13 protein-coding genes and 1 tRNA gene are annotated in these 13,058 nt (G+C 64.0%); 11 read left to right on the top strand and 3 right to left on the bottom strand.

The genetic code is table 11. The features are described from left to right. Positions 1-27: 27 nt before the first annotated feature. Positions 28-729, top strand: coding sequence for a PrsW family intramembrane metalloprotease (locus HY556_10345; protein MBI4394173.1), 702 nt, complete (start codon positions 28-30; stop codon positions 727-729). A 290-nt stretch (positions 730-1,019) separates the two neighbouring features. Here the strand turns inward: HY556_10345 and HY556_10340 are convergent. After that, positions 1,020-1,093, bottom strand: a tRNA-Lys gene (locus HY556_10340). A gap of 349 nt (positions 1,094-1,442) precedes the next feature. On the opposite strand from HY556_10340, the gene ribA reads away from it, so the two are divergent. Then, positions 1,443-1,967, top strand: coding sequence for a GTP cyclohydrolase II (ribA, locus tag HY556_10335; protein ID MBI4394172.1), 525 nt, complete (start codon positions 1,443-1,445; stop codon positions 1,965-1,967). 87 nt (positions 1,968-2,054) lie between these two features. Further along, positions 2,055-3,443, top strand: coding sequence for a serine hydroxymethyltransferase (locus HY556_10330; GenBank protein ID MBI4394171.1), 1,389 nt, complete (start codon positions 2,055-2,057; stop codon positions 3,441-3,443). 131 nt (positions 3,444-3,574) lie between these two features. Here the strand turns inward: HY556_10330 and HY556_10325 are convergent, their stop codons facing one another. Further along, positions 3,575-4,165, bottom strand: coding sequence for a hypothetical protein (locus HY556_10325; protein ID MBI4394170.1), 591 nt, complete (start codon positions 4,163-4,165; stop codon positions 3,575-3,577). A 156-nt stretch (positions 4,166-4,321) separates the two neighbouring features. Between HY556_10325 and HY556_10320 the strand changes: the two genes are divergently transcribed. From HY556_10320 to folB, 4 genes are read left to right on the top strand one after another with little or no spacing between them, the layout of a single operon-like run. Next, positions 4,322-4,969: a phosphoribosylglycinamide formyltransferase gene (locus HY556_10320; GenBank protein ID MBI4394169.1), complete on the top strand. Its 648-nt coding sequence runs from the start codon at positions 4,322-4,324 to the stop codon at positions 4,967-4,969. A gap of 1 nt (position 4,970) precedes the next feature. Then, positions 4,971-6,239 carry a bifunctional folylpolyglutamate synthase/dihydrofolate synthase gene (locus tag HY556_10315; GenBank protein MBI4394168.1) on the top strand — a complete coding sequence of 423 codons (1,269 nt, stop codon included), beginning with the start codon at positions 4,971-4,973 and terminating at the stop codon, positions 6,237-6,239. 53 nt (positions 6,240-6,292) lie between these two features. Further along, positions 6,293-7,138, top strand: a complete 846-nt coding sequence (gene folP, locus HY556_10310; protein ID MBI4394167.1) for a dihydropteroate synthase — start codon at positions 6,293-6,295, stop codon at positions 7,136-7,138. Continuing rightward, the gene (gene folB, locus HY556_10305; protein ID MBI4394166.1) at positions 7,125-7,478 is read left to right on the top strand and encodes a dihydroneopterin aldolase; all 354 of its coding nucleotides are present in this window, start codon (positions 7,125-7,127) and stop codon (positions 7,476-7,478) included. Before folP ends, folB begins: the two co-directional genes overlap by 14 nt. 74 nt (positions 7,479-7,552) lie before the next feature. Here the strand turns inward: folB and HY556_10300 are convergent, their stop codons facing one another. Beyond that, positions 7,553-8,569 (bottom strand): hypothetical protein, encoded by a 1,017-nt coding sequence (locus tag HY556_10300; protein MBI4394165.1) that lies wholly within the window; start codon positions 8,567-8,569, stop codon positions 7,553-7,555. 56 nt (positions 8,570-8,625) lie between these two features. On the opposite strand from HY556_10300, the gene HY556_10295 reads away from it, so the two are divergent. The 4 genes from HY556_10295 (at position 8,626) to HY556_10280 (ending at position 12,861) form a co-directional block, all read left to right on the top strand. Continuing rightward, on the top strand, positions 8,626-10,476 hold the full coding sequence (locus HY556_10295; GenBank protein MBI4394164.1) for a long-chain fatty acid--CoA ligase: 1,851 nt from the start codon (positions 8,626-8,628) through the stop codon (positions 10,474-10,476). A 204-nt stretch (positions 10,477-10,680) separates the two neighbouring features. Next, complete coding sequence (locus HY556_10290) at positions 10,681-11,118, top strand: peptidylprolyl isomerase (GenBank protein MBI4394163.1); 438 nt, start codon at positions 10,681-10,683, stop codon at positions 11,116-11,118. A 78-nt stretch (positions 11,119-11,196) separates the two neighbouring features. After that, positions 11,197-12,468 (top strand): homoaconitate hydratase, encoded by a 1,272-nt coding sequence (gene aksA / locus HY556_10285; GenBank protein MBI4394162.1) that lies wholly within the window; start codon positions 11,197-11,199, stop codon positions 12,466-12,468. A gap of 132 nt (positions 12,469-12,600) precedes the next feature. Then, positions 12,601-12,861: a hypothetical protein gene (locus HY556_10280; GenBank protein ID MBI4394161.1), complete on the top strand. Its 261-nt coding sequence runs from the start codon at positions 12,601-12,603 to the stop codon at positions 12,859-12,861. The last annotated feature ends 197 nt before the right edge of the window (positions 12,862-13,058 follow it).

Below are 13,058 nucleotides of genomic sequence, written 5' to 3'. Positions count from 1 at the left end.
AATGGGGACCGCCGCGATTGAGAGCGCGTGGCCGCGGAGGACTTCACGCTATGGCTCATAGTCCTCCTCGCGTTCGCCCCCGCGTTCTACTTCCTCGGCCAGATACACAGGGAACGCCGGGGCGGCGTCTTCGACTGGATGGTCCTCGGGTCCGTCCTCCTTGCGGCGGCGCTCGGGTCCGCGTTCCTGGCCATCGCGTTCAACGTCGCATTCATCCCGCTCGCCGTCGCGCTCTTCCAAGTCGACGCCGATTTCGCGGGCGCGATACTGGTGGCGCCGGTCGTGGAGGAAGCCGCAAAAGTCATGGCCGCCGCCCTGGCGATCGGTTGGATGCGGTCGGGGCGGCATGCGCTTGCCGCCGGTGCCGCCGCGGGACTTGGATTCGCTGCGACCGAGAACCTTCTCTACCAGGTGCAGGCGCTCGCCACGGACGGCATAATCGCTTACCTTGCGACGGTGCTCGTGCGGGCGTACACGAGCATGCTCATCCACGCGACCGCCTCGGCGATCGCCGCGGTCGGGCTTTGGAAATGGCATAAGACGGGCCTTGGCTTCACGGCGGGGTTCCTTCCCTTCTACGCAGTCGCGGTCATCCTCCACGGCGCTTTCAATTACGTCGCTGTCTACATGGGGGGCGTCGAGGTCGGCGGCGTGTTCGTGGCGCTGAACCTGGCGGCGGCGATTGTCATCGCGTTGACGGCTTTTACGATGCTGAAGAGAGCGGTGTGACAAATATAGGTACTTGTATGTACGCGCGGACACGACGGGAAAGGACGCTCGCCTTCGCGCGGCGAAGGCTCGGGTCATCGTGGATTCGGGCTGCGCCCTCGTCCACTTGACCCGCTGCCGTCGCGCTTCAGCGCCCAAGTGGCGGCTTCGATGACTTCGGCCTTCGGGCCTCGTCATCTCGCCGTCGACGGTGTAGACCGTTGGGGCCCCGTCGACGGGCTGCGGTGACATCGGCGCACACGCGCCACGTCACCATGCCGTCGACCGAGGGACCGTTGGGGACCGGTCGACGGGCTCGATGGGATTTGAACCCATGACACCTCGGTTAAGAGCCGAGTACTCTACCTAGCTAAGCTACGAGCCCTGCAAACCGGAAACCGCTTGGCGAAAAGTCGCCGCCTTGGCCCGGAAGCGACCCACCAATCCACTTCCCGTATTTAAAGCGTATGAGGAGCGGAGACGGCAGCAGAACCTGACGGAAGGCGGCCTTGCAGCGAGCCGCGTGACGCCGCGAATCTGGCACGAAACTCCGGAAACCGGGCCCTACTCAATATGGCGTAACTCCCCAAAAATGGCAAAGCCTAAAAATAGAGGCCGCTGAATCTGAAACCGTGAACCGCAAGGCCATCGGGTTGATAGCCGACGAGCGTTGCGACGACCCCGACGTGACCGGAAGCGCCGAGCTCCCGACGGAAGAGGGCGCGTTTCGCATCATGGCCTTCGGCTGCCCCGTCATCGGCGAAGAACACGTCGCGCTGTACCTTGGCCAGCTCAATAACGCCAAGGACCTTCTCGTCCGCATCCACTCCGAGTGCCTCACGGGCGACGCATTGGGCTCCAAAAGATGCGATTGCGGCCCCCAGCTACGCCTCGCGATGCGCCGCATCAGGCGCGAAGGACGGGGCCTCATCCTCTACATGAGCCAGGAAGGACGGGGCATCGGCATCGTGAACAAGATCCGGGCCTACGAGCTCCAGGACATGGGAGCCGACACCGTCGAAGCGAACCGGCTCCTCGGATTCGCGGCGGATCTACGCGATTACAGTTGCGCCGCGTGCTTTCTGCGCTCGAAAGGCGTGAAGTCCGTGCGCCTGATGAGCAACAACCCGGCGAAAGTCGGCGAACTGGAGAAGCACGGCGTGAAAGTCTCGAAGCGCATCGGGATCCGCGCTCGCTCGAACAAGGAGAACCGCGGATACCTCCGGACGAAAAAGGGCCGGATGGGCCACTCGCTGTAAGAAGCGGGCGCCCCAAGAAACGCGATGAGGCTGCAGGGACGGGGCCCGGATCCAGGGGAAGACCCGAGGCGAGCGACGAGGACTCCGATGCCTCCCGGTTATTTCCACACCGGAAAGCATGCCGTTCCCTATTTATCGCCGGGCGCGGCTCACGCGTCGGGTGTCTCTTTGAGGCGCGAAGTCGTCGAAGTCTACTCCTCCATCCGGAAGCATCACGCGTGGTTTTCGGAGAGCCTGCCGATGATCGCCAGCGAGAACGTCATGTCGCCTCTCGCGCGGCAACTCCTGGTCTCCGATTTCGTCGACCGCTACGCCGAAGGGCATCCGGGCCGACGCTACTACCAAGGCGTGAAGTTCGTCGACGAGGTCGAGACGAAGACGACCGGACTCGCGCGCGAGCTGTTCCGCTGCCGCTACGCCGACGTGCGTCCGATCAGCGGCACCGTGAGCAACATCGCCTCGTTCTTCGCGACGTGCGAACCGGGCGACACGATAACGGCCCTCGACACCGCGTCCGGAGGCCACATCAGCCACGCCCGGTTCGGCGCCGCGGGGCTTCGGGGCCTCAAGATTGCGACCTACCCGTTCGACCCCGAGGACATGACGGTGGACGTGGACGCGGCAAAAAAGGTGATCAAGGAGACTCGGCCGAAGGTCGCGGTCTTCGGGGCGAGCGCGTTCCTCTTCCCTTACGATCTCAAAGGAGGACTCGCCGACACGGCGCACGAGGTGGGTGCCAAGGTGATGTACGACGGCGCGCACGTGCTTGGGCTCATCGCCGGCGGGAAGTTCCAGGACCCGCTTCGCGAGGGCGCGGACTGGATCTCGGCCTCGACGCACAAGACCCTCCCGGGCCCCCCGGGCGGCATCCTGCTTTCGGACCTCGACGATTCCGTCGAAGCGAACAAGCAGCTTCTGAAAAAACTGGACGCCGCATCGTTCCCAGGGACGCTCTCAAGCCATCACCTTCACCAGATGGCCGCCAAGGCCGTCGCGTTGGCCGAGCACATCGAGTTCGGAAGTCAGTATGCAAACCAGATAATCAAGAACAGCCAAGCGTTCGCCCAAGCGCTTCACGAGCGCGGCATCAAGGTGCTCTGCGAGAAGCGGGGCTTCACGGCCTCGCACCAGGTCCTCGTCGACGTGAAGATCCATGGCGGTGGGAAGGCCTGCGCGAAAGACCTTGAGGATGCGGGCGTGATCTCGAACATGAACATGATCCCCGGCGACGAGAAGCCGATGAACCCGAGCGGGATCCGCTTCGGCACCCAGGAACTCACTCGTCTTGGCATGCGCGAGAACGACATGTCACAAGTGGCCGACTTCGTCGTCGAGGTCGTCGCGAAGAAGACGCCGCCGCAGAAGGTGAAGGCGGACGTCGCCGAGTTCAGGAAGGGCTTCAAGAACATCCACTACTGCTACGAGGAGGGGCTTCCCGCGCACAAGTTCTGGGAGTTCCTACCCAAACTGCCATGATCGCGTAAGCCGCGCGATGAGATCGGGCGACTTGTCCCACCCACCGGCCGAGAGACGACCCGACGGGGGGGCCGTCGAAAACGGTCATCTGCACGACGCGCGATAGTCGAGGACTTCCCGCCGTGGGCCCGTCAGGCCTTGTCGAGCGGGACTTCGTCGCCGGGGATCGAAAGGAAGGGCACCCGGTACCGTTCGCCGGCGGTCTGACCATCTTCGAGGACGATCCTGAACGTGAACGCCTCGCCCCGCTCCACGTGGACCCCGAGGGCTTTCAGGTCTATCTCGACGCTCACCACGTCCTTCCCGTTGAGAGTCCCCGTGTCGAAAGAGCGGTCGGGGTCGGAGAGGGGGGTCGTCTTGCCCCCTCCTTCCGTCGTTGATCCCAAGAGTTCGAACCTCGTAGTCTTTCCCTCATGCTGTAGCGAAGCGCTCGATCGGCGAAGGTCCACCTCCGCCTGGTCCCCGGCGGGCCCCACCGTGAACGCCAGGGCTTCGACGAGGTTCGAGGCCGGCGAGGAGAGGTCGGCAAGCCTCGCCTCGCCGGAGAGGATGATAAGCGAGCCATCGGTGGCGCCGTTCTCACTTTCAGCGCTCGGCGTTTCCGCCACGACGAACTCGTCGCGGCTCTCCTCGGAGATGAAAAAGCCCATGGAGACGGTGGCGACGACCACCGCCGCTATCAGGGCCGCCGCATTCGCGAAACGAGGACCGTGGCTTCCCAATCTTCTTTCCCAGCCATATTCTCACCGCCGACCCTTATAAACGACCCACGTAGGTCACGTGGGACCCTCGAACCGGTGCTGGCACGCGCTCCATGTGTGGGAAGCGGCAGGCGCCGCGGTAGGCTTTAAACCGGGCGCATCATAACCGGGGCGTCGATGCTGAAAGTGGCATTCCTCGCAAGCGGTGCCGGGACGAATCTCCAGGCCGTGATCGACAGTTGCGACCGTGGCGAAACGAAGGCGAGAATCGGGTTGGTCCTCTCGGACCACCGGGATTCGGGGGCACTGGTGCGGGCGAAAAAGCATGGGATAGAGGCGCATTTCGTAGACCCCAAGGGGCTGGCCCGGCCCGACCACGAGGCCAAGATGCTCGCCCTCATCCGCGAGTCGCACTGCGACCTCGTGGCACTCGCCGGGTACATGAGGATCCTGACGCCCGCGTTCGTTCGCCCGCTCAAAGGAAGACTCATCAACATCCACCCGAGCCTGCTTCCCGCGTTTCGAGGCCTCGACGCGCAGGCAAAGGCGCACGAATACGGCGTGAAGATCACGGGATGCACGACCCACTTCGTCGAAGAGGACGTCGACACCGGCCCGATAATCCTCCAGGCCGCGGTGCCGGTCCTCGACGGCGACACGGTGGAGACGCTTCGAAAGCGGATACTCGAACAAGAGCACGTCATCTACCCGCTCACCATCCACTTGATCGCCGAGGGCCGCGTCACAGTGTCGGGCCGCAAAGTGACCATCAAGGGGTTTCCCGCCGATCCTAGCGGCCGCCTCGTTTCCTCGGGGGGAGGATGACGTGGAGCCACCGCGCGATTGGCTCGACAGGTTGGAGCGTCAGGGAAGCAAGTGGCGCCTCGAACCGATGATAAGGGCCTTGGAGCTTTTCGGAAGCCCCGAAAAGAGGCTTCGGGCGGTCGTCGTGTCCGGGACGAACGGCAAGGGCTCGGTGGCCGCCATGCTCTCCGCCGGACTCCAGGCGGCCGACGTGCGGGTGGGACTCTACACGTCGCCTCATCTTGTCCGCCTCACGGAAAGGATCTGCGTCCAAGGGAAGGAGATCTCCGACGACCAGCTTGACGGGTACATCGCGGAGATCCGGCCCGTCGCCGAGAACGTGGGGAAGGAACTCGGCGGCCTCACCTACTTCGAAGTCTTGACGCTCGCTGCGATCCTTCATTTCGTGCGTTCCCGCGTCGACGTCGCGATCATGGAGGTCGGGCTCGGGGGCCGCCACGACGCGACGAACGTCTTCGAGGAACCGCTCGTGAGCGTCATCACGAACGTGGGGATCGACCACGTGGAGGTCCTCGGCGACACCATCGACAAGATAGCGACCGAGAAGGCGGGCATCATAAAGACCGGCCGGCCCGTAGTCACGGCGGCGACCCTTTCGGCGCTAAGGGTGATAAAGGGCAGGTCGAGCGAGCTCCACTGCTTCCTAAGACACGCGGGCGGCGTGCAGGTGATCCGCCGGAGCCGTTCGCTCGCGGGGCAATCCCTCCACGTGAAGACCGAGTCGATAGAGACCGAACTCACCCTGCCGCTTTCAGGGGCACACCAAGTGGAGAACCTTCGCGTGGCCGTGGCGGTCGCCGAGGTCATCGCGCGCGAACTGCGGGTGAAACCACAGACGATCGTCCGTGGATTCGAGAAGACGGTGTGGAGGGCCCGCTTCGAGGTCCTGGGGCGCGAGCCCCTAGTCATCGTGGACGGGGCGCACAACGTGGACGCGATCCGCGTCCTCGCCGAGACGCTCGACGAGTTGAAGATCGCGGAGCCCCGCATCGTCTTCGGCGTCTTGAAGGACAAGAACGCGAAGGAGATGATGCGGGAGATATTCCCGCTCGCCTCCCGCATAATCGTCACGAAGGTGCCTTCGCCCCGCGCCCATTCGGCGATGGAACTCAAGGAGATGGCCGCCCAGATGGGTTACGACGTGGCCGCCATCGAGACGCCTCGCGACGCGATACGGGCCGCCGTATCCGCGGGACGCGACGTGCCGGTCGTGATATGCGGCTCGTTGTACCTGGCGGGGGCGGCGATACGCGAATGGCCGGTGGTGTGATGGAGGGCCCGATGTCGTCGCATGAACAAAGGCAGGTCCGTCGAACCGTCGAGATGAAGGCGGGAAGACACACGCTTCGGTTCGGCGAACGGACCCTCATCATGGGCATCCTCAACGTGACCCCCGATTCCTTCTCCGACGGCGGCCGCTTCGTCGACACCGACCGTGCTATCGAACGCGGCGTCGAGATGGAACGCGAGGGCGCCGACGTGATCGACGTCGGCGGCGAATCCACGCGGCCCGGCGCCTCTCCCGTCCCCGAGGAGGCCGAACTCCGACGCGTCGGCGCCGTGATCGAGGGGCTTGCGCGACGCGTCGAAGTGCCGATCTCCGTCGACACGTACCACGCGAAGGTCGCCCGCGAGGCGCTCGACCTTGGGGCCGACATCATCAACGACGTGACGGCCCTACGCGGAGATCCCGAAATGGCGAACGTCGTCGCCGATTCCGGTCGCCCCGTGGTCCTCATGCATATGCTAGGCGAACCACGCTTCATGCAACGGGATCCCGTGTACGGCGATGTCGTCGCGGAAGTGCGGCGATTCATGGAGGAACGCGTTGCCGCCGCGGCCAAGGCGGGCGTCGGGCCGCATCAAGTGATCATCGACCCCGGGCTCGGTTTCGGAAAGACGTTCGAACACAACCTGGAACTCATCAAACGCCTTCCCGAGCTTTCCCGCCTTGGGTATCCATTGTTGGTGGGACACTCAAGGAAATCGTTCATCGGACGCCTTACCGGCGTCAACGACGCTGATCGCCGGATCGCGGGCACCATCGCCGTGGGGACGATGCTCGTCTCGAACCGGGCGGACATGCTGCGAGTGCACGACGTGCGGGAAGCGGTCGAGTCGGCGAAGGTCGCCGATGCGTTGACGAGGAGCGTACATGGACAAGATTGAATTGAAGGCGATGAAGTTCTTCGCGCACGTCGGCCACTTCGATGAGGAACGCCGATTGGGCCAACAAGTCGAGATCGACCTTGAACTGCGCCTCGACCTTTCGCGCTCTGGCCGCTCCGACGACATCCACGACACGCTCGATTACCGGGCGGCCTATGAGAAGGTGGCCGCCGTCGTCACGGGGCGCGAGTTCAGGCTCCTCGAAGCGCTCGCAGAAAGCGCCGCGGCCGCGGTGAAGGGCATGGGCCAAGTAGAGACGCTGGTGCGGGTGCGAAAACTCTCGACTCCCATCGGGGGCCCGGTCGAGTACTCGATGGTGGAGATAACAAGGCCGGGCTGATGGATCCGACCCCCGGGCCGATGGGGCCGACCCCGGACCGATGGGTCCGACCGGCATCGACTTCCCGCTCTTCGTTACGAAGGGCGCCCCGGTCTCAATATCCCTTCCCGCCCGCAGGATCCGCACTTGACTCGTAGAGGCCCTTCCGACGGCGCGTAACTCATCGGCGCGTGGCACGAAGGGCACGCGGTGACGACCTGGGGCCGCAACTGCTCGTAGAGGCGCGTGGGGGTCCGCATCCGGATGTACAGGGTCGCCGCCATCACGGTCAAGAGTGGCGTTGCGACCCAGAGGAAGACGCCGGAGAGCGCTTCCCGCGCCGTAAGACGCGTGTCCGGGGGGAAGCCTTGCGAGATGGCATCCGTTGTCAACGCGTTGGCGATGGCCAGGACAAGGCCGACGATTATGAGAAGGACCGTGAAGCCGCCGGTCCGGTTCTTCGCCGCGAAGAGCTTGCTTTCAACCAGCGTCCGGTGCGGTTTGACGCGCTCCAACGCCGCCACGAACGGCGTGAACATGAACCAATGGAGTATCACGAAGACCGACATGAAAGCGAAAAGTGCGCCGAGGATCGCGAAGACCGCCGCCATGGCCTCGATGCCTATGACGCTGAAAACGATCGCCGGGAGCAGGAAGACGGTGACGGCGAGAAGGAACAGGACGCCGAGTATGACCGCCGACCAGAAGAGGTCGGGCAGCCGCCTCGTCATCGCGTCGAGCCCCGACCTCACGCTCACGCGGCGCTGGTCGAGGCCGTCCTTGACCATGGCAGCGGTCCCGCCCGCGAACATCATGGTGACGAGGAAACTCGGGACGCCACCGATGAAAAGGTACAAGACGGAGCGTAGATCCGCGACGTAATCCCGCGCGTCCCTGGGCCGTAACGCCGCCTCGGCCGCCATCACGGAGATCGCGGTCCCGATGACCGTGGGCACGACCCAGAAAGCCAGGAACGGCACGAGGTTGGTGGCGAACACGCGGGCCCCGTCGCCTATGGCGGCGGTCGCGTCGAGCCGCGCCGCTTCTCCCGGGTGGTCGGGACAGAACGCCCCTTCGGAGAAGGAGCGGCCGCATACGTTGCAGACTTCCATCGCTAAAGGCATAGGCGACCGCCTAATAGATTTAGGCACACCCCTCACAAGCCTTTTTGACGGCAAGGCGTTACGCCTGCGGTGCGAACCTGCAACCTACGGGCGAGACGCTTCTAGAATTGTTCTCGGCGACGTGCGATCGCCACGGGACGAAACCCGCGCTCGCCCAGAAGGAGGGGGGCCGCTGGCGTAGCGTCACTTACAGGGAGCTCGCATCCATGGTGGAGGACCTCGCCAGTGCCCTTATCGGCCTAGGCGTTCGCCGCGGCGACCGGGTCCTAATCCTTGCGCGTAACTCCATCGAGTGGACTAGCGCCGACCTCGCGATCCTTTCGGTCGGCGCCGTCACGGTGCCTCTCTACGAGACATTGTCCGAGGCGAAGGCCGAATTCATCCTCAAAGACAGCGGGGCACGGGTCGCTTTCGCCGGGACGCCCTCGCAGATGGCGATGCTCAACCGCCTGAAGACGCGTTCTCCTCAACTCAAGAACATCATCTGCTTCTCGCTTCCATTCGACGCCGAGCGCAAAGATTGGGCCATGAGCTTCGACGAGGCCTTGGAATACGGGCGCGATGCCCGGCGGACGACCTCCGCGCGCCTGATCGCCCGCCGGCGCGGCGTCGAGCCCGACGACGTCGCTTCGATCGTCTACACGTCGGGAACGACCGGGGAACCGAAAGGCGCAAGCCTCTCCCACCGCAACTTCGTCTCGAACGTGAAGGCCGCCCTCGAAGCGGTGCCGGAGATGGGCCACGACGACGTCATGCTGTCGTTCCTCCCGCTTTCACATGTCCTTGAACGGACCGCAGGCCACTTCCTCGTGCTCGCCGCGGGCGCGACGGCGTACTACGCCCAATCGACGGAGCAGGTCCCCGAGGACCTCCTTGAGGTAAGGCCGACCGTCATGATCGCCGTCCCGCGTCTTTACGAGAAGATGAAGGCGCGTATCGAAGCGACCGTGCACGGAGAGTCGCCAAGGAGGCAACGGATATTCTGGTGGGCCGTACGCGTCGGCACCGAGGCTGCGCGAGCGCGGACGACGGGTCGCCGGCTCCCGTGGACGAAACGGTTGGCGGCGTGGGTCGCCGACAGGTTGGTCTTCGCGAAGGTGCGCTCGCGCACGGGCGGCCGGTTGCGATTCTTTGTCTCGGGCGGGGCCCACATCGAGCGCGAGATCGAGGAGCTCTTCTGGGCGGCGGGACTTCCGATCCTCGGGGGTTACGGGCTCACCGAGACGAGTCCGGTCATCTCCGTGAACACCTTCGCCGCGACGAGGTTCGGTTCCGTGGGAAAACCGCTTCCGGGCGTTGAAGTGCGGGTGGCGGACGACGGGGAGATCCTGGTGCGCGGCCCGAACGTGATGGCGGGTTACCACAATCTCCCAAAGGAGACGGAAGGTGCGTTCACCGAGGACGGGTTCTTCAAGACGGGCGACCTCGGAAAGCTCGACGCGGACGGGTTCCTCCATGTGACGGATCGAAAGAAGGAATTGATCGTGATGAGCACCGGCAAGAAGGTCGCTCCGCAGGAGATCGAGAACCGGTTGAAGGCGAGCCCCCTCATCTCGGAGGCGGTCGCCCTCGGTGATGGCCGATCCTACGTCACGGCGCTCATCGTCCCGGATTTCGAAGCACTTAGGGCGTGGGCCGAGGAGCGCGGGATGGTCGCGACGAACGAGGCGCTCGTTGCGAACCCCCAGGTGGTCGCCGAATACGCGACGCGTATCGACGCCGTGAATGCGAACCTGTCGAAGTTCGAGGCCGTGAAGCGCTTCGCGCTCGTGCCGCGCGAGTTCACCCAGGAGGATGGCGAGCTCACGCCCACCCTGAAAGTGAAAAGACGGGTCGTGGCAGAACGGTTCGCAAAGGAGATACAAGCGCTCTACGCGACATGGACGCCGGCTTGATGCGTCAAGAGTAGTCGGGGGGCGGGTCGAGAAATGATTGTCTAGACCGGCCGCCACGGTCGGTCATGTTCAACTCCCACTCGGACCAGGCGCCAAACCGCCTCGCCGTGACGAGCACCGGCGCGTGGGCCGCGTCGTGTTTCCGCCCGCAGCGCAACGACAATGGCTAGTTATAGGGGAAGGCGATTTTCGCCGGAGGTCGAGATGAAAGCCATCGAGAAAGGCGACACCGTTTCCGTCATGTACACCGGCTCGTTCGACGACGGCGAGGTCTTCGACACGAACGTCGGAGGAGAACCGCTGTCGTTCGTCGTGGGCGAGTCGGAGGTCATCGACGGTTTCGAAAAGGCCGTCGTCGGAAAACGCCAGGGCGATCTCGTGAAGGCGCGCCTCGAACCGAAGGACGCCTACGGTGAGGCTGACCCCCGGATGGTGCAGACCGTGCCCCGGGATTCCTTCGGGGACCGCGTGCCGTCGGCGGGCCAGCAAGTGAGCATCCGCGATGAAGAGGGTCGGGTCTTCACGGCGCGAGTCGTCGAGGTGGCCGATGGTTCCGTGAAGCTCGATTTCAACCACCCGATGGCAAACAGACCCCTCAATTTCGAGATCGAGATCGTCGACGTGGACCCTGCTTCCGCCTGATATCACGGTCGGGCGCGCTTCGCCCGGGGAAACGTTATTAGATTCGTCGCCCGTTAATGGAGCCAAGAAGGAAGGCCCATGCCGGACGACATCCTGGTCCACAACTACAACGTCGAGGGCAGACTCAAGCGGTCGATGCCGCAACGGGTCGTGTTCTGGGACGAAACGCTCCGGGACGGCGAGCAGACGCCGGGGGTGTATTTCAGTGTCGAGGAGAAAGTACGGCTCGCGAAGATCTTCGACGAGATCGGCGTGGATGTCATCAACTGCGGGATCCCCGCGGTGTCCGAAAAAGAACTGGAATCCGTGAAACGCATCGCCAAGGAGGGGCTTTCCCACGCGTCGGTGCTCGCCGCGTGCCGGACGCTACGCTCCGACATCGACGCCTGCATCAAAGCCGACGCGGAGGAGGTCTCCCCGTTCATCGCGGCCTCGCCGGTCCACCTCAAGTACAAACTCAAGATGACGGAGGAGGAGGCGATCAAGCACGCGGTCGATTCCGTCGAGTACTCGAAGGAGCACGGCCTCAAAGTGACCTTCGTGACGGAAGACACGGTGCGGGCGGACCTCGATTTCGTGGGCCGCATCTACAACGCGGCAATCGAGGCCGGGGCGGACCGGATCCTCTACTGCGACACGGTCGGCGTCATGACGCCGCCCGCGATGAGATGGTGGATCGGCGAAGTGAGAAAGCGGATCAAGCTCGGCTGTACGGAGGAGGGAGTGCACATCCACAACGACTTCGGGATGGCGACCGCCAATACGCTTGCCTCGATCGAGGAGGGCGTCCCATGCATCAACACGACGTTCGGAGGCCTGGGCGAGCGCGCGGGGAACACGAGTTTCGAGGAAGTAGTGATGGCGCTTGAACTCCTCTACGATTTCAGGACCGGCGTGAAGCTCGACCGCATCCAGGCGACTGCGGAACTCGTGGAGGAACTCAGCGGCGTGCCATTGGGGATAACGAAGCCTGTCGTCGGATACAATGCCTTCACGCACGAATCGGGGATCCACACGGACGGCGTCATCAAGAACACGCTGACGTACGAACCCATCCAGGCGGAGACTTTGAAGCGGAAACGCCGCTTCGTCTTCGGAAAACACACGGGGGCGCGGGCCGTCGAAGCGCGCCTTGCGGAGCACGGCCTCACGGCGAGCAAGGAGCAAATCGGGGCAATCGTGAACGAGATCAAGACGCATACGGAACGAAAGACCAAGGGCGAGGTCAAGGACTTCATAGAGGGTTACCGCGCGTGGGACCGTGACCACAAGGGGGTCACGCCGAAGGAGTTCTGGGAGATCTGCGCGAAGGCGGGCGTCCAGATCCCGCGTGGGTTCCGGCCCGAGTGATCCGGAAGCGCGTCCAGGAGGAAAGCGCGCCGGGACCGGGCTCGGTACGTACTTATACATACGTGTTATCGGGCCGCGTGCGTCAAAACCGTTGCCCTAATCAGGCGCCGCGCGGCTCGCAGTCACGATAGCATGGGCATCGAAGACGCCTTTCTCGCGGACGCTGGCCTCTTGAACGTCATCTCGCTTGCGGTCGCGGCGTACGCCTATTGGAAGCTGCGCGGCCGCTCAAGGACGAGCGACCTTGTCCTCATGGTCCTACTAGTGGTCGGCGCGATCCATCTTGCGACCGACCTCGTCGCCGACCTCGGCGAGCACAACGAGCATCTCCTGATGCACGTAAGCAGCCTCGCGGTCGCCGCCGTTTTCGTTGCGACGCCGAAGGACGCTTGACCATGGGTCATCAGGCGTCGAGGCCGCTGACGGAAGGGGGCCCCGAAGCAACTTTTGCGAAAAGTCGCATCATCTCTATGATGAGGCGGCGTCCGTGGCAAGTAACCCCCTCACGCGCTTGTGAATGTATGGGCATTCATCTCTTCGCACTCGAATCGTGCATGAGGCGCTATTGCGCCCGGTCAATCCGCCCGTCT

This window comes from Euryarchaeota archaeon (genome assembly GCA_016207515.1).
Lineage (GTDB): Archaea > Thermoplasmatota > SW-10-69-26 > JACQPN01 > JACQPN01 > JACQPN01.
Note: the sequence above shows the minus strand (reverse complement) of the source record. Positions and strands in the feature narration are given on the sequence as shown.